This is a genomic window from Nonomuraea sp. NPDC049625 (genome assembly GCF_040675285.1).
Lineage (GTDB): Bacteria > Actinomycetota > Actinomycetes > Streptosporangiales > Streptosporangiaceae > Nonomuraea > Nonomuraea angiospora_A.
In genome coordinates this window covers 1,006,249-1,020,593 of sequence record NZ_JBFAOQ010000003.1, presented here as the reverse complement: position 1 = coordinate 1,020,593, position 14,345 = coordinate 1,006,249, and the positions used below count along the sequence as shown (strand labels likewise).

The following is a 14,345-nucleotide window of genomic DNA, read 5'->3' as shown; positions in this document are numbered from 1 at the left end:
ATCGGGGCGCTCTCACCGGGCGCTCTCATCGGGGTGCCGACAACATCACGCCGACGCCCCGGACGGTGTGCAGGTAGCGCGGCTGGGAGGCGCTCTCGCCGAGCTTGCGCCGCAACCACGACAGATGCACGTCGATCGTCTGGTCGTCGCCGTACGACTGCCGCCAGACCTCGGCCAGCAGCTCCTGGCGGGTGACGACGCGGTCGGCCCGGGCGGCGAGGTAGGCGAGCAGGTCGAACTCGCGCCTGGTCAGCGAGAGCGGACCGCCGTCGAGCGCGGCCTCGCGCCGGCCCACGTCCACCTCCAGGCCGCCCACGCGGAACAGCTGGGGCGCGGGCGCGGACCTGGCCCTGCGCAGCACGGCGTCCAGCCGGGCGCTGAGATGGTCACCGGAGAACGGTTTGACCAGGTAGTCGTCCGCGCCTGCCCGTAACAGCCGGACGATCTCGGCCTCCTCGTCGCGGGCCGTGGCCACGATGACCGGCACGTCGGAGACGCCGCGGACCATGCGCAGCGCCTCGGACCCGTCCAGGTCGGGCAGGCCGAGGTCGAGGACGACGGCGTCCGGCGGGCGCTGCGAGATCTCCCTGAGCGCGTCGAGCGCGCACCCGGCGCTGCGGACGGCATGCCCGCGCCGGCCGAGCTCGTGGATGATCGCTGATCTGACGAATTCATCGTCTTCCACTACGAGAACCGTCGCCATGCGCCCAACCGTACCGACGAAACCGTACATAATTCGTCTCATGCGTCGAGCCCTTCGATACGCGGCGATCTGGTGCGGGGCGACCGCGGTGGCCGTGTCGGTCTCGTGGTTCGGCGTACGGGGTGTGCTGCGGGACGAGTTCGTGGACGACGTGGACGTGGAGCCGTTCGTCGCCCAGACGATCGCGGCCGAGGAAGCCCCGCTGACCCTCACCAGCCCCAGCGCCACCCCGACCGCCACCCCCGGCCCGAGTCGTGCGCCGAGAAAGCCGGTCAAGAGCCCGGTCGAAAGCCCGGTGCAGAGCCCGGTCGAGAGCCCCGTGAAGAGCCCGGTGAAGAGTCCCGCGCCGAGAAAGCCGCTGAAGGTGGTGAAGGTGAAGGGCGGCGAGGTGGCGTTCACGCTCGGCCCGGAGGGCTGCCGCCTGGTGTCGGCCACCCCGGTCAGCGGCTACACCGCCAAGGTCGCCCGCGCCACCGGCTGGATCAGGGTGGACCTGGTCAAGGGCGAGCACGGCACGGGGGTGTTCTGCATCAGTCACGAGCAGCGCACCGACACCTGGGAGTACTGACGAGCGGCGGCCGCCGGGCTACGGCGGGCGTGGTATCCGCACCGCCTCCCTGGGGACGATTCGCCGCCCCGCCCCGGGTGCGAGTGTGGATCACATGGACGCACTTCGCAGGGCCCTGGGCTGGCTGTCGCTGCTGTACGCGCTGATCTTCCTCTCGTTCGGGCTGCTGCACGCCGGGATCGCGTTCGGCCCGGTACGCGAGCCCGTGATCGTGCCGGCCGCGATCGTGGAGACGTTGTGCGCCGGGGCCACGTTCGCCGGGGCGTACGGCGTGCTCGCCAAGCGCGCGTGGGCCTGGGACGGGCTCATCTACGGTCACGCGGCCGCGCTCGGCGGGGTGCTGATGGGGATCCTGTCGCTCGCGCTCGGGGCGGGCCCGGCGAGCACGCTGCTGAGCTGGTATCACAGCGTGATCGCGGTCCTGCTCGCCACCGGGCTGGCGGGCTCCTTCTACGCGTCCAGAGTGCGCGGGGACAGCGGGGTCACGGCTCCAGGGTCCGCAGACAGTCGGCGGCCTCGTCGACCTGGTCCTCGGTGAACACGCGGATGCCGTGCTGCTCCAGCAGCGCCGTCGTGACGCCCTGGCCGGGGCCACGCCGGCCGCTGAACGTACCGTCGTAGATCGACAGCGCGCCGCACGACGGGCTGCCCTCCTTCAGCACCGCCAGCCGGATGCCGTACGAGCGCGCCACGGCCAGCGCCGACCGCGCGCCCGCCAGGAACTCGGCCGTCACGTCGGACCCGTCGCTCGCCAGCACGCGGGCGGCCCCGGACAGGACGGCCGCCCCGCTCGCGCCGCCCTCGATCTCGGCGGCGGGACGCGGGATCGGCAGCCCGCCCGACACCTCCGGGCAGTGCGGCACCAGCCGCCCCTCCTCGCGCCACGCGGCGAGCCGGGCGTCCGAGCTGGTCTTGGCGCGACCGTCGTAGCGGACCCGGCGGCCCATCAGGCAGGCGCTGACGAGGATCCTCTCCATGCCTTCGATCCTATGAGCGCGATCGGCACCAGCGAGACGGCCGCCAGCGCGATCGCGACGCCGAACGCGTACGTGAAGGGCCGCTCCACGCCCGTCCTGGTGAACACCTGCAACAGCACGGCCAGCACCGCCACCCCGAACGGGGAGGCGAGCCGCACCGCGATCGTGCTCAGCGTGGTCGCGGCCGGGATGGCGACCGGCTCCAGCGTCTTGAACGCGGCCGCCATCACCGACGTCGACACCAGCCCGTGCCCGAGCCCCAGGACGAACATCGGCATGAGACCCCCGAACGCCGCGAATCCCGCGATGCCCGCCACCGCCACGACCACGCCCGCCGCGCCGACGCCGCGCGGCCCCTTGCTGTCGGTCAGCCTGCCCGCGACCGGCATCGTGATCGCCGCGCCGATCCCCATCGGGGCCAGCAGCAGGCCCGCCTCCAGCGCGCTCCCGCCCTGCGCGAGCTGGCTGTAGAGGGGCACGAGCACCGTGAAGCCGAACATGGCGGCTGAATAGCACACGAGCGCGCCCACCGCGGCGGCGAACTGCCTGTTCCCGAACAACCGCAGATCCAGCAGCGTGCCCGTCGTCCGCAGCGCCCGCACGGCGAACGCGGCGACCAGCGCCACGCCGATCCACAGCGCGGGGTGCAGCGGGGAGGCACCGTCGCCGATCTCGGACAGTCCGTAGACCAGCGCGGCCAGGCCGGGCGAGAGCATCGCGAGACCCAGCACGTCGAGCCCCTGCGGGTTCGCGCCCGGCTCGCGGGGGAGCAGCAGGAACGCCGCCAGCAGAGCCACGGCGCAGAACGGCACGTTGATCAGGAACAGCCACCGCCAGCCGAGACCCTCCACGATCACCCCGCCCAGCGGCGGCCCGAGCACCGGCACCAGCATCGCCGGGAGCGAGATCATGGCCATCGCGCGGCCCATCCGCTCCTGGCCGGCCGCCCTGGCCAGCATCATCTGGCCGACCGGCAGGAGCAGGCCCCCGCCCAGCCCCTGTACCGCGCGGAAGGCGACCAGGCTCCCGACCGACCAGGCGGCGGCGGTGAGCGCGGAACCCGCGACGAACAGCGCGAGCGAGACCAGCCAGACGTTCCTGGCGCCGAACCTGCCCACGGCCCAGCCGGTGACCGGGACCGTCATCGACAGGGCCAGCAGGTAGCCGGTGACCGCCCACTGCATGGTGGCGAGCGTGGTGTGGAAGTCGCGGGCCAGGGTGCCGAGCGCGACGTTGACGATCGTGGTGTCGAGCATCGTCATGACGACGCCCAGGAGGACGACCAGGCCCGTTGTCCGGAGTGAACTTCGTACGCTGTATCGCATGTCGTACACCGTAGCGCTTTCGTACAGTGTCTAGGATCTGGGCGTGAGCTCGATCTGGTCCCGTCCCACGCCGCCCCGCCGCCCGGCCCTGACCCGGGAGGCGATCGTGGCCGCCGCCATTGCCGTCGCCGACGCCGAAGGGCTGGCCGCGGTCTCGATCCGGCGGGTGGCCGCTGAGCTGGAGGCGCGGGCGATGACGCTGTACTCGTACATCGAGCGCAAGGAGGATCTGCTCGCGCTGATGCTCGACGAGGTCAGCGCCGAGGTGCTCGTCGAGGAGCCGCTGCCGTCCTCCTGGCGCGAGGCGCTGCTGCTGATGGCGCGGCGGGAACGCGAGCTGGTGCTGCGGCATCCGTGGCGGGTGGAGCTGATCTCGCAGCGGGTGGCCGTGGGGCCCAACGCGCTGCGGCACGTGGAGCAGAAGCTGGCCGCCTTCGACGGGCTGGGGCTCGACCGGCTGACCCGGTGGCGGTTCCTGGCGGTGTTCAACGACTACATGACCGGGTTCGTGGTGCGGGAGGCGCAGGAGCGCGGGGCGCCCCGGTCGGAGGGGATCAACGAGGCGGAGCGGACGGCCGTGGCGGAGCCGTACATCAAGGAGCTGGTCGAGAGCGGCGAGTTCCCGCGGCTCGCGCCGATGATCGAGCAGGGGGTACGCGGGGCGGACGACAACTTCGAACGCGGCCTCAACTGGGTCCTCGACGGCATCGAACGCGCCATCCCGCAGCGGTAGCGCCGCCCTCGCTTCCGGCCGCCGCGAAATGGGGACCGGGACACCCTGGGGATAGCCTTAGCCCCGATGAACACCGTCATCTCCACGATCGTCATCGTCGTCTCGCTGCTGCTCATGCTGGCGAGCCTGATCGTCGCCATCCGCAACCGGCCGATGGGCATGGTGCTGCTGGTCGGGTTCGCCGTGCTCGAGGTAGCTGTGCTGGTGCAGGCGGGCTTCGTGATCGCGGCGGTGGCCGGGGGGCAGGGGCCCGCCGAGAAGGTCACGCTCTTCGGCTACGTCGGAGGCCAGGTGGTGATCCCGCCCGCAGGCGTGTTCCTGGCGCTGGCGGAGCGGAGCAGGTGGGGATCGGCGATCCTGGTCGTGGCGGGGTTCGCGATCGCGGTGATGACGGGGCGGATGCTGCAGATCTGGGCGGGCGGCGCGTGACCGCCTCCATCAGCACCGGGCCCGGACGTGCCCTGATCGCGGTCTACGGGCTGTTCTCGCTGGCCGCCGGGGCTCGCGCGGCGGTGCAGATCGTCTCCAAGTTCGACCAGGCGCCGCTGGCGTACTCGCTGTCGGCCTTCGCGGCCGCCGTCTACATCGCCCTCACCGTCGCGCTCTGGCGCGGGGCACGGCTCCTGGCGCTGGTGGGGCTGGGGATCGAGCTGGTCGGGGTGCTGGTCATCGGCACGCTCAGCCTCCTCGACGCGGCCGCCTTCCCCGACGCGACCGTGTGGTCGGCGTACGGGAAGGGGTACGGGTTCATCCCGCTCGTGCTTCCGGTGGTGGGCCTCTACTGGGTGCTCCGCCACAAACGCTGACCCCGGTCGAGCCGTGCGTGCGCCGTCCGTTGGGTCGTCCTGCTGCCCGCAACCGACACAGCCAGGAATAAATGCATATTTCGGTCCTGTTAAGATGGCGATTCGTCCTATGACTTGATGAGTGGAGGACCGCCCCCGATGAGCGTGCTGACCCAAGAGGCACGAGGCCGTACCACCGGACCCCTCGCCTGGCTCCTCGTCCTGGGGATCGTCCTCGCCGCCCTCAACCTCCGCACCGCCGTCACCAGCGTCGGCCCCCTCCTCGACCAGCTGACCGGCGCGCTGGGCATGTCGAGCGTCGGCACCGGCCTGCTCACCACCCTCCCCGTCCTCGCCTTCGCCAGCGTGGGTGCGATCACGCCCACCCTGGCCCGCCGCATCGGCGAGCACCGCCTGCTCCTGCTCGCCCTCGTCACGCTGGGCGTCGGCATGCTGGTCAGGTCGCTCGTCGGCTCCGCCCCCGTGTTCCTGCTGAGCAGCGCCGTGGCGCTCTCCGGTGGCGCGGTCGGCAACGTGCTCATCCCCACGCTGATCAAGCGCCACTTCCCGGCCCGCACCGGGATCATGACCACCGTCTACACCACGGCCCTGGCGGTCGGCACCATGCTGGCCGCCGCCGCGACCGTGCCGATCGAGCGCGCGTCGGGCGACTGGCACATCGCGCTCGGCGTGTGGGCGGCCCTGGCCGCCGTCGCCGCCATTCCGTGGCTCGCGCTCCTGCGCAGTGAGCCGGAGCGGGACGCGGGCAGCCGGGACGCGGGCCTCCGCCGCCTGCTCGGCAGCAAGCTGGCGTGGATGATCGCGATCTACTTCGGCACCCAGTCGATGATCGCGTACATGATGTTCGGCTGGCTCGCCACCATGCTCACCGACAGCGGTTTCAGCACGTCGGAGGCCGGGGTGATCCTCGGCGTGTTCACCGCGCTGAACATCCCGGTCTCGATCGCCGTCCCCATGGTCGCCTCCCGCTTCCGCGACCAGCGTCCCGCCGTGGTCGGGCTCGTCGCGTTCTACGCGGCCGGGTTCCTGGGGCTGTGGGCCGGGCCGGCCGACCTGGCGCTGCTCTGGGTGACGCTGGTGGCGGTGGGCATGGGGTCGTTCCCGCTGGCGCTGATGATGCTGGCCCTGCGCACCCGCACGGCGGAGGCCACGGCCGCGCTGTCGGCGTTCGGGCAGAGCGCGGGATACCTCATCGCCGGCGCCGGTCCGCTGCTGGTCGGCGTGCTGCGCGACGTGACCGGCGGATGGACGCTGCCGTACATGCTGATCTTCGTGGTGCTCGTCGTGCAGTTGTTCACCGGCCTGTACGCGGGCCGCAACCGCTACCTGGAGGACGAGCAGGCGGTCCCTGCGAGAATGACCGGATGAAGTCCACCATCGTCACCTTTCCCGACGGCCGGACCAGCGGCCGTTCCGAGATCGTCGGGGCCGTGCCGGTGGGGGACCGGCACGGTCTCGTCGTCGCCGAGACGCCGTTCCACCCCCTTGACCACACCTGGCCCGACCAGCCCGCAGACCGGGGCACGATCGGAGGCCTGCCGGTCATCGACTGCGTGACAGGGGCCCAGTCGAGCACCGGCGAGGTCTTCGTCGGCGACGCCATCCCGGTACGGCGCGGCACGGAGGGCTGGGAATGGCTGGTCGTCCACGTCACCGAGACGCCGCTGCCCGTCGGGGCGGAGGCCGAGCTCGAGGTGGACGCCGGATTCCGGGCGGCGCTCTCGGCGGGTCACACCGCCTGCCACCTGGCCGCGCTCGCCGTGAACGCGGCCCTGGCCGGCCACTGGCGTAAGGAAGCCACGCCCGACCCGCTCGGGCACCCCGACTTCGACCAGACGGCGATCGTCTCGTCGCGGATCGAGCCGTACGGCAGCGTGGACGTCTACCGTCTGGGCAAGTCGTTGCGCAAGAAGGGGTTCTCCGCCGAGGGCCTGGACTTCGGGAAGGTCGCCCAGCACGCGAACGAGCAGCTCGCCGCGTGGGTGGCCGCCGACGCGCCGGTCCGGCTGGACATTCCGGGGCCGGGGCTGACCGCCCGCCGCACGTGGCACTGCTCGCTGCCGGAGGGCGAGGCGTCCATCCCGTGCGGCGGCACCCACGTGGGGAGCACGGCCGAGCTGGGACGGGTCGAGGTCGCGTTCTCGCTGGAAGAGGTCGCCCTGACCATGCGCACCACCTGCGGCGCCCCGAGCTAGCCGGTCAGCGGCCGGCTGCCGCGCTGCCCGTCCTCGTCGTCCTGGCCGAGTGGCTCCGATCGTTGTGTCAGCATGTGTTGACAAGCGGGTGCTTGTCAGCACATGCTGACACCATGGAAGTCACCGAGCTGGCCGAGGCGGCCGCCGATCGCGATCCCGGAGTGGGGCTGGCGGCCGTGGCCGCGCTCAGGGGCCTGCTGGAGGAGCTGGAGGCGACGCACGTGTCGAACGCCCGCGCCCAGGGCTGGTCGTGGGAGCAGATCGCCGACGCGCTGGGCGTTCGGCGGCAGTCGGCTCATCGCAAGCATGCTCGCAGGACGGGGAGGTAGCCGCGTGTTCGCCAGGTTCACCGAGGGGGCCCGCAGGGCCGTGGTCAAGGCCGGGATACTCGCGCTCGACGCGGGCCGGCCCGCGCTCGACGCCGATGTGCTGCTGCTGGGGGTGGCCGAGGTCCGGCCGTTCTCGCTGGCGGCGTTCACCGCCTCCGAGGCCGACGTGCGGGCGCGGGTGGACGTGCGCGACGCGCGGTCACTGCTGGCCACGTTGGGGATCGACCTCGACGCCGTGCACCGGCGCACCAGGGCGGGCCTGGACGCGCCCGGGCTGTGGAGCCTGCGCCGGTCCCGGGTGCGCCCGCTGCGGGTGACCCTGTACGGGCCGCTGGGGGAGATCCCGCTGGCCATGCACTCCAGGAAGGCGATCGAGGTCGCCATGTGGCGCCCCGGGCCGGTCACGGGTGAGGACCTGCTGTGGGGACTGCTCGCCGACCACGCGAACGGCGCCGCCGCGATCCTCCGGGACGCCGGGGTGGACCTGGCCGCGCTGATCCGCGAGGCCCGCGTCCCCACCCGGCGCACGGCCTGATCGCAGCGGCGTCAGACGGGCTCCAGGTGCGCGATCTTCTCGGGATTCGCGATGAGGTAGATCGTGTCGATCTTGCCGTCCGAGATCAGCAGCGAGGCGACCGTGATCACCCGTCCACCTGCGGAGATGACCATCGCGGGGGCGTTGTTCATGGTCGCCAGCCCGATGGACAGGTCGGAGATCCCCGCCATGCCGATCGAGGCCATGAAGGCCGCGATGTTGGCGGGGGTGTTGATCGACAGCAGCCAGCGGCTGACGTTGTCGGCGCCGGTGATGACCCGCAGCGCGGCCCGGGCCTTGCCGCCGCCGTCGCTGACCATCGTGACCTCACTCGCGAACAGCTCGATCAGCCCGTCGAGGTCGCCCTCGGCGGAGGCGCTGATGAACCGCTCGGTGATCCGCCGCCGCTCCTGCCTGTCCACGTCGAACCGCGGCCGCCTCTCCCGCACGTGGTCCCGCGCCCGCCGCGCGAGCTGCCTGGTCGCCGGCTCGGCCCGCCCGATGATCTCCGCGATCTCGGAGAAGGGCAGGTCGAACGCCTCCCGCAGCACGAACACGGCCCGTTCGAGCGGCGACAGCGTCTCCAGCACCAGGAGCAGCGCCAGCTCGACCGACTCGGCCAGCTCGGCGTGCTCGGCGACGTCGGGCGCCGTGCTGATCGGCTCGGGCAGCCACGGCCCCACGTACGACTCCCGCCGCGACTTCGCCCACCGCAGCCGATCGATGGCCAGCCGCGAGGTCACCCTGACCAGGTACGCCTTGGGCTCGTCGACGGTCGCCTCGTCCACCCCCGACCAGCGCAACCACGCCTCCTGCACGACGTCCTCGGCGTCGGCGGCACTGCCCAGGATCCGGTACGCGACCCCGGTCAGCAGGCTTCGGTGGTCTTCAAAGGTCGGCATGAAACCATAGACGTATCACAGGGCTCTCGGTGTGACACAGGGGCTCCCGATCTCCGATACACTTGGTGATCGCAAGGGGCTATGGCGCAGTTGGTAGCGCGCCTCCATGGCATGGAGGAGGTCTGGGGTTCGAATCCCCATAGCTCCACTCTGGGCCGTTCTTGAAACGGCCGGACTGAAGTTGACGGGATCCCGTCTGATCATTGAGATCGGGCGGGATCTTGTTGTTCCAGAGGTTTCCGAATCGGGTTCGTCCTGGTTCGGGGACTGCCGAGCGGGTCTCTGGGAAGGCCCGGGTGGTGTCAGGCCGCTGGTGGGGGAGCGAGATCCGGCCGTTGGGCATGGCGAGGCCGACGGTGAGCGGGGCGCTGCGACAGGGTGGCGGGTTGTGCGGCTTATGGGGCGGGTGGTGGCCTGCTCTGGCCTGCGGGTGGTGTGTCGTCGAAGGGCTGGGCTGGAGTCTGCGGCGTGTCGGCGACTGTGACGGGCTCGTCTTGGGGCTCGTGGATGTGGCGCCACTGGTCGAGGAAGTGGAGTACGTCCTTCGCCAGGAGGGGCTGAGGCAAGGCAAATCCGGACGGAACTTGTCGAGGTGGCCGAGGTCGCCCGGGGTGCAGGATGATGGTGTGCTGGGACGAGGATCTACATCTTGCCGGGCGCTGACGATTGAGTCTCCGCAGGCGGTGAAGGGCTCACGTTCGAGTGGTCGATGTGCAGCTCCATGAGGTCCGGGTTGTACCTTGCCAGGAGGTAGTACGGTCGTGCCGCAGCGACCAGGACGTCCCGGGAGCCTATCCCCCGGTCCAGTGCGTGTAGTTCCAGGGCTCCGGGTTCGGCGCCCCATCGTTCGCTGATATGGGTCAGAATGCGGTCCGCCGACAAGGTATGGATGTCGAAGATGGACTGAGTCTGCTGTGCGTGCTCGTTCACCGACTTCGCGGCGTTGACGAGCTTCGCCGCTGTCGAGACAATTGGCCGTCGGCGCAGCGCGTCCAGCGCCAGGCCGTCCGCGGGAGCCCCAGGCGTCAGCTGGAAGCTGCGCACCAGGAAGGTGCCGAGCTGGTCCTTCAGCGGGCGTGAGGTTCGCTCTGACGGGGTCAGCCACAGGTCGAGGAAGCTCAGCTCTTCGAGGTTGTCAGATCGGGGATCCGGGATGACGTTGCGATGCCGTGCGTGCTCCAGCGCTCTGTCGAGGGTCGCCTCCGTGTGCTGGGTCCGGCAGTTGGAGGCACATTCCTGGACCAGATGGTTGAAGACCAGGTCCCGGTAGAAGTCTGGGTAGTCCCGGGCGAAGAGCTGACACATCCGCAGGACGCTCATCTCGGCGGTCCGGCCGTCCTCGGTGTCGACGCTGCGTGCTCCCAGCTGCCAGCGGTGCACGTAGATGGTGGGTGCCATGGTGAAGCTGGGCGAGGGGTGCGTGGTGCGGTTCGCGCGGCTTTCGTGGGGCATGCGTAATCTGTGGACCAGTTGCAGTGCGTCGTCGCGTTTGAGGTTGACGGCCCGGGTCGCGCACAGATGCCGTAGCGCTTCGACCTTTGCGGCTGGTATGGCCGCCTCGCGGGCGAGCTGGATGAGTTCCGGGTAGGAGCGCAGGCGGTACGGCCGCCGGGCCAGCACGGCGACGAGGTGAGCGGCGGTGGGCTCGTCAAGGATCCCTTCCTGTATGCACAGGCTCAGGGTCGCGCGTATGTTGACGAGGGCTTCGGAGAGCGGCCGGTAGCGTTCCTCCGCTGGACCGTGCAGGAGGGCCACCTCGTCGTCGGCCGTCAGCCGGCCTTCCAGGTAGTCGCGGTAGATGCGTCCCACGCCGTGCATGCCGAAGGTGTCGAGTTCGGCTGCGCGCAGAGCGCCCATGCTGGCAGCGCCGAGGACTGTCACGCCGGTCTGGATGAGGGAGAGGATCTCTTTGTGCCGGACGGCGCGGGTCTGGCGGAAGTAGCCGTCGATGATGCCGACGACGTCTCCCTGCTGGGGCGCGAGTTTCAGCAGGTCTCCTGCCGCTACCGGTGGGAGGACGGTGATGTCGTCCGCCGTGAGCAGATCGGCGGCCTCCGGCAGGCTGGGGCCGACGAAGAGGTACCGGGTCATCACATGAACGCCGGTTCGCAGAGAAGCCCGGGGCAGACCACTCGTACGACGGGGATGCCGAGGTCGGGCCTGGTATGGTCCGCGACCAGCGGAGATCGCCCGGTCAGGGCGAGGACGCGGGTGACCGTGGTGCGCAGGTCGTCCGCGAGGGTTTCGTTGCGGACGGAGGCGATCTCGTCGTAGCTGAGCCGGTCGGCTTTCGAGAGCGGTGCGGGACGCGCGGACCCGCTCGAGACCGCGCGCCGGTAGGCCCCCGTGGTGAGGTCGTCCCGGGCTCCGGCGATCTGGGTGGCGCGCGACTGCGCGGCTTCGGTCAGGGCGCGGCACAAGGCGACGTCACGGTCAAGGTGGGCACCCGCGCCGGCGAAGAGCACCGGGAACTCTTCGCTCCAGATGGTGGCCAGGAAGCAGGCGAGCCCGGTGGGCGACGGGAGTACTTCGACCCGGACCTCGACCGCGGCCGCGTCCATGAGGCCCAGCAGCTCCTGGGCTGGACCGTCCACGGTGGCCAGGTCCAGGGTCGGTGATGGGTTCCTCTTGGCGCGGGTCAGACAGTCGCGTTCGATGACCTCGTAGATGCCGTGGAGTGCCGCTTCGGCGAAGGTGTTACCGCTGGCGAGTCCATTGCTGTTCTGGGCGAACAGGGGTGGTGCCCAGGTGTCGCGCACACGGCCGTCAAGGCGCAGCAGGTCGGTCGGCAGGAAGGTGTCCGTTCCGTCGTCCAGGCGGCTTGCCCTGGTCCATTCAAGCTCCAGGCCCGGCCGGAGGTGGTGGCGGGGTTCCAGGGGCAGTTCGTGGACGCGGTAGCCGCACGCGCGTTCCATGTCGCCAACGGTCGCGGTCGTCTCGCCGGGATCTATGCGCTCGGCGTGCCAAGATTCGATCGATTCCATGGCAGCCGAGACCTGGGCGAGGTCGTGAGTGAGGCCTTTGCCCTGGCTCACCGACACCGTCCGGGAATTCGGGCGGACGGCCTGGTGGACCGGTATGCCGATCTCGTCGAGCCAAGTGACGTCGGCGAGCCGGGTGATACCGACGATCGGGAAGAGTGGCTGGATCCGGCGCAGCGTGTCTGTGGGGGTCAGGACGCGGTGGGTGCCGGACACGCAGGCTTTGCGGATCTCGTCGAGGGCGGGAACGGGGTGTGCGAGCACTCCGTCCCCGCCCGACAGGTTGTCCGCCATGCCGCTGTCGGTGTGGTCAACAGTGGTGAGACGGCTCAATCTGAACCGTCACGCGCCGTGGACGTCGGCGGGCTCGAGGTCGTCGTTGTCCTTCAGCTTGACGCTCCAGACGGTGTCCTTGCTCGTCATCTGGAGCAAGTTGGTCAGCTCGCCACGGAGTTGGGTTGCGGTGGGCAAGTTGAGATTCATCCGCCAACCTTTCTGTCGTCGGCCGGTAGCGCACCGGCGATCCCACGCTGAGCGTAGCCAAGCCTGATCTTCCTGAGAAGATCTTTCCCGTCGGAATCCGGGCGCGGGCTTCGACGTTCACTGCGCCGGCGTCGCGGCGACGAGGACCACCTGCCTGTCCTGACCGTGTTCGAAGAGGCGCACCTGGAGCCCACAGCGGGTGAGCTGGTCGGCCACCGCCGCGCTGTCGTGGTAGAGGTAGCGCCAGACGAGCACTGTGTCGCCCGGCTCGAACGACACCCTCCTCTGGTCATCTCCGACGTCGAAGGTCACGGTGACCGGCTCGATGAACCGTGCCCGGACGAAGACTTCGCTGCGAACGCGGTCGAACCCTGTTTCCGTGACGTACCAGGAGCGGTCGATGGCGAGCAGGTCCAGTCCCACCAGCTGCTGGGGCTTGTACGGGCCGCCGACGCTGACCTGATCCATGAACGGGGGCCTGTCGACGCCGGTGTCGATGCGCAGCGTCAGCAACAGCACGTCGTGGTCGCTCATGGCGTGACATACGTGGCGCAGGACCTGGGCCGGCTCGGCGAAGTTGTACGGCGTCCCGCCGGCCAGGACGACGAAGCGGACCGGATCGGCACCATCGTGGCCGAGCATGGGTTTGGCGGTGAGGACGCGGGCGAGATCGGGGCCGGTGAAGTCGCCGCGGCACAGCTCGAAGCGCTCCACATGAGCGGGGAAGCCAGCTCGGAGGTTCTCCCTGGCCAGCTCTAGGATCTCTGCGCTGATGTCGATCGCGCGATAGCCGGTCAGGCGGGATCTGTCCAGCAGGTGGCGGATCAGCCCGCGCACGGGACGCGTCGTTCCCGGCCCCAGATCGACGATCTGCACCGGCGATGATGACGGCGCAAGGGCGAGGAGCTGCTCGGCGTGGCAAGTCAGGAGCGTGTCGAAGTCGCTCAGCATCGGTGCGAGTTCGGGGTTGGACGGCACTTCGCTTTCGCGCCACATCTCGCTCCCGTCGCCGAGGTAGGTCAGTTCGTACGGAAACTCGGCACGGTCGTTGAGCGAATCGACGATGGCACCCACCTGTGTCGCCGAGTAGGCGCGATAGAAGTTCTCGTGCGGCGACACCGCATGCTGCTGTACACCCATCACGTCGGACAGTACATCGCCGGCCACATACGTCCGTCTACTCCTCCACAGCCCCGGCTCCAGACGGGTCACCGCCGTTAACGCTGACGGTGACGGATCCTGCGGATCAGGAACGCCGAATCAGCTGTTCTTTATCCGCCGAATCGTCGTGCTGAGCGGAGGTTTGATCATTTCGCGGTGCAGGCCATGGCATCAGCGTCGGCGTCCGGCGGAGCGTGCCCGTCTCCTGATCTCCGAGCTGCACGATGCCTTGAAACAGGAGGGGCTCGGTCGCGCCGAGATCACTGGCAGCGAGATGGCTCGCCGGGGGGCATCGGGAAGCCTGATGGATGTCTCGGCCTCGGCCGATGTACTCATCCGCGACGACCTGCCACGCGGCTTGTCGCTGATCTCGCAGATCCTGCGCCGCCACGACGCCGCAGACACGGCTGAACTCCGTTACGCATCCCCGCCGCGTGCTTCGGTTCCCATTCCCTGACGCCTCAGCCGCCCCTTCTGGCCGAATACGCGGGAAACGATCAACACCCGCGTGGGAAGCGATCTCCAACGGCGCCAATGGTCCACAGGTCAGATGTACTCGTGAACAGCCCACTCTCATCAGACCGCCTCCGACCTGCCGAAACGGCTCAAGGTCGGGGGCGGTTCCGCGTCTGGGGACGCACGCCGGA

General features: G+C 70.0%; 18 protein-coding genes and 1 tRNA gene. 11 read left to right on the top strand and 8 right to left on the bottom strand.

Translation table 11 applies throughout. The features are described from left to right. Nucleotides 1-25: 25 nt before the first annotated feature. Entirely contained in the window at nucleotides 26-703 is a 678-nt protein-coding gene (locus tag AB0J87_RS18230; protein ID WP_363966498.1) for a response regulator transcription factor, read from the bottom strand. A 40-nt stretch (nucleotides 704-743) separates the two neighbouring features. Here AB0J87_RS18230 and AB0J87_RS18225 point away from each other — a divergent pair, with 40 nt between their 5' ends. Continuing rightward, entirely contained in the window at nucleotides 744-1,271 is a 528-nt protein-coding gene (locus AB0J87_RS18225) for a hypothetical protein (protein ID WP_363966496.1), read from the top strand. 94 nt (nucleotides 1,272-1,365) lie between these two features. After that, the gene (locus tag AB0J87_RS18220; RefSeq protein ID WP_363966494.1) at nucleotides 1,366-1,809 is read left to right on the top strand and encodes a hypothetical protein; all 444 of its coding nucleotides are present in this window, start codon (nucleotides 1,366-1,368) and stop codon (nucleotides 1,807-1,809) included. Here AB0J87_RS18220 and AB0J87_RS18215 read toward each other — a convergent pair. Beyond that, on the bottom strand, nucleotides 1,754-2,248 hold the full coding sequence (locus AB0J87_RS18215) for a DUF523 domain-containing protein (RefSeq protein ID WP_363966492.1): 495 nt from the start codon (nucleotides 2,246-2,248) through the stop codon (nucleotides 1,754-1,756). The genes AB0J87_RS18220 and AB0J87_RS18215 overlap by 56 nt on opposite strands. Then, on the bottom strand, nucleotides 2,218-3,573 hold the full coding sequence (locus AB0J87_RS18210) for a DHA2 family efflux MFS transporter permease subunit (protein WP_363966490.1): 1,356 nt from the start codon (nucleotides 3,571-3,573) through the stop codon (nucleotides 2,218-2,220). Before AB0J87_RS18210 ends, AB0J87_RS18215 begins: the two co-directional genes overlap by 31 nt. Before the next feature lie 43 nt (nucleotides 3,574-3,616). On the opposite strand from AB0J87_RS18210, the gene AB0J87_RS18205 reads away from it, so the two are divergent. The 7 genes from AB0J87_RS18205 (at nucleotide 3,617) to AB0J87_RS18175 (ending at nucleotide 8,171) form a co-directional block, all read left to right on the top strand. Next, complete coding sequence (locus tag AB0J87_RS18205) at nucleotides 3,617-4,306, top strand: TetR/AcrR family transcriptional regulator C-terminal domain-containing protein (RefSeq protein ID WP_363966488.1); 690 nt, start codon at nucleotides 3,617-3,619, stop codon at nucleotides 4,304-4,306. Between the two features lie 66 nt (nucleotides 4,307-4,372). Next, a complete protein-coding gene (locus tag AB0J87_RS18200; RefSeq protein ID WP_185078151.1) occupies nucleotides 4,373-4,735 on the top strand; it encodes a hypothetical protein in 363 nt (120 codons plus the stop codon). Further along, nucleotides 4,732-5,112 carry a hypothetical protein gene (locus AB0J87_RS18195; protein ID WP_355204913.1) on the top strand — a complete coding sequence of 127 codons (381 nt, stop codon included), beginning with the start codon at nucleotides 4,732-4,734 and terminating at the stop codon, nucleotides 5,110-5,112. Before AB0J87_RS18200 ends, AB0J87_RS18195 begins: the two co-directional genes overlap by 4 nt. A gap of 138 nt (nucleotides 5,113-5,250) precedes the next feature. Further along, complete coding sequence (locus AB0J87_RS18190) at nucleotides 5,251-6,480, top strand: MFS transporter (RefSeq protein ID WP_363966486.1); 1,230 nt, start codon at nucleotides 5,251-5,253, stop codon at nucleotides 6,478-6,480. After that, on the top strand, nucleotides 6,477-7,307 hold the full coding sequence (locus AB0J87_RS18185; RefSeq protein ID WP_363966484.1) for a metal-dependent hydrolase: 831 nt from the start codon (nucleotides 6,477-6,479) through the stop codon (nucleotides 7,305-7,307). The genes AB0J87_RS18190 and AB0J87_RS18185 overlap by 4 nt, the downstream gene beginning before the upstream one ends. A 113-nt stretch (nucleotides 7,308-7,420) precedes the next feature. Further along, nucleotides 7,421-7,636 (top strand): helix-turn-helix domain-containing protein, encoded by a 216-nt coding sequence (locus AB0J87_RS18180; protein WP_350740620.1) that lies wholly within the window; start codon nucleotides 7,421-7,423, stop codon nucleotides 7,634-7,636. Between the two features lie 4 nt (nucleotides 7,637-7,640). Then, complete coding sequence (locus AB0J87_RS18175) at nucleotides 7,641-8,171, top strand: Clp protease N-terminal domain-containing protein (protein WP_363966481.1); 531 nt, start codon at nucleotides 7,641-7,643, stop codon at nucleotides 8,169-8,171. Nucleotides 8,172-8,182: 11 nt separating this feature from the next. Here the strand turns inward: AB0J87_RS18175 and AB0J87_RS18170 are convergent, their stop codons facing one another. Then, the gene (locus AB0J87_RS18170) at nucleotides 8,183-9,073 is read right to left on the bottom strand and encodes an RNA polymerase sigma-70 factor (protein ID WP_363966479.1); all 891 of its coding nucleotides are present in this window, start codon (nucleotides 9,071-9,073) and stop codon (nucleotides 8,183-8,185) included. A 75-nt stretch (nucleotides 9,074-9,148) separates the two neighbouring features. Here AB0J87_RS18170 and AB0J87_RS18165 point away from each other — a divergent pair. Continuing rightward, nucleotides 9,149-9,221: transfer RNA gene (locus tag AB0J87_RS18165), tRNA-Ala, on the top strand. A gap of 494 nt (nucleotides 9,222-9,715) precedes the next feature. Here AB0J87_RS18165 and AB0J87_RS18160 read toward each other — a convergent pair. From AB0J87_RS18160 to AB0J87_RS18145, 4 genes are all read right to left on the bottom strand, one after another. Next, a complete protein-coding gene (locus AB0J87_RS18160; protein ID WP_363966477.1) occupies nucleotides 9,716-11,164 on the bottom strand; it encodes a TfuA-like protein in 1,449 nt (482 codons plus the stop codon). Continuing rightward, nucleotides 11,164-12,348, bottom strand: a complete 1,185-nt coding sequence (locus tag AB0J87_RS18155) for a YcaO-like family protein (RefSeq protein WP_363966476.1) — start codon at nucleotides 12,346-12,348, stop codon at nucleotides 11,164-11,166. The genes AB0J87_RS18160 and AB0J87_RS18155 overlap by 1 nt, the downstream gene beginning before the upstream one ends. A 48-nt stretch (nucleotides 12,349-12,396) precedes the next feature. Continuing rightward, complete coding sequence (locus AB0J87_RS18150) at nucleotides 12,397-12,537, bottom strand: hypothetical protein (RefSeq protein WP_355199200.1); 141 nt, start codon at nucleotides 12,535-12,537, stop codon at nucleotides 12,397-12,399. A gap of 117 nt (nucleotides 12,538-12,654) precedes the next feature. Further along, nucleotides 12,655-13,704 (bottom strand): L-histidine N(alpha)-methyltransferase, encoded by a 1,050-nt coding sequence (locus AB0J87_RS18145; RefSeq protein WP_363966474.1) that lies wholly within the window; start codon nucleotides 13,702-13,704, stop codon nucleotides 12,655-12,657. A gap of 136 nt (nucleotides 13,705-13,840) precedes the next feature. Between AB0J87_RS18145 and AB0J87_RS18140 the strand changes: the two genes are divergently transcribed. After that, a complete protein-coding gene (locus tag AB0J87_RS18140; RefSeq protein WP_363966473.1) occupies nucleotides 13,841-14,155 on the top strand; it encodes a hypothetical protein in 315 nt (104 codons plus the stop codon). Nucleotides 14,156-14,345: the final 190 nt, after the last annotated feature.

Bases quoted from the DNA above. Each gene is read 5' to 3' on its own strand.
- AB0J87_RS18230 (WP_363966498.1), bottom strand. From the start codon at position 703: ATGGCGACGGTTCTCGTAGTGGAAGACGATGAATTCGTCAGATCAGCG.
- AB0J87_RS18225 (WP_363966496.1), top strand. From the start codon at position 744: ATGCGTCGAGCCCTTCGATACGCGGCGATCTGGTGCGGGGCGACCGCG.
- AB0J87_RS18220 (WP_363966494.1), top strand. From the start codon at position 1,366: ATGGACGCACTTCGCAGGGCCCTGGGCTGGCTGTCGCTGCTGTACGCG.
- AB0J87_RS18215 (WP_363966492.1), bottom strand. From the start codon at position 2,248: ATGGAGAGGATCCTCGTCAGCGCCTGCCTGATGGGCCGCCGGGTCCGC.
- AB0J87_RS18210 (WP_363966490.1), bottom strand. From the start codon at position 3,573: ATGCGATACAGCGTACGAAGTTCACTCCGGACAACGGGCCTGGTCGTC.
- AB0J87_RS18200 (WP_185078151.1), top strand. From the start codon at position 4,373: ATGAACACCGTCATCTCCACGATCGTCATCGTCGTCTCGCTGCTGCTC.
- AB0J87_RS18190 (WP_363966486.1), top strand. From the start codon at position 5,251: ATGAGCGTGCTGACCCAAGAGGCACGAGGCCGTACCACCGGACCCCTC.
- AB0J87_RS18185 (WP_363966484.1), top strand. From the start codon at position 6,477: ATGAAGTCCACCATCGTCACCTTTCCCGACGGCCGGACCAGCGGCCGT.
- AB0J87_RS18180 (WP_350740620.1), top strand. From the start codon at position 7,421: ATGGAAGTCACCGAGCTGGCCGAGGCGGCCGCCGATCGCGATCCCGGA.
- AB0J87_RS18170 (WP_363966479.1), bottom strand. From the start codon at position 9,073: ATGCCGACCTTTGAAGACCACCGAAGCCTGCTGACCGGGGTCGCGTAC.
- AB0J87_RS18160 (WP_363966477.1), bottom strand. From the start codon at position 11,164: ATGACCCGGTACCTCTTCGTCGGCCCCAGCCTGCCGGAGGCCGCCGAT.
- AB0J87_RS18155 (WP_363966476.1), bottom strand. From the start codon at position 12,348: ATGGCGGACAACCTGTCGGGCGGGGACGGAGTGCTCGCACACCCCGTT.
- AB0J87_RS18150 (WP_355199200.1), bottom strand. From the start codon at position 12,537: ATGAATCTCAACTTGCCCACCGCAACCCAACTCCGTGGCGAGCTGACC.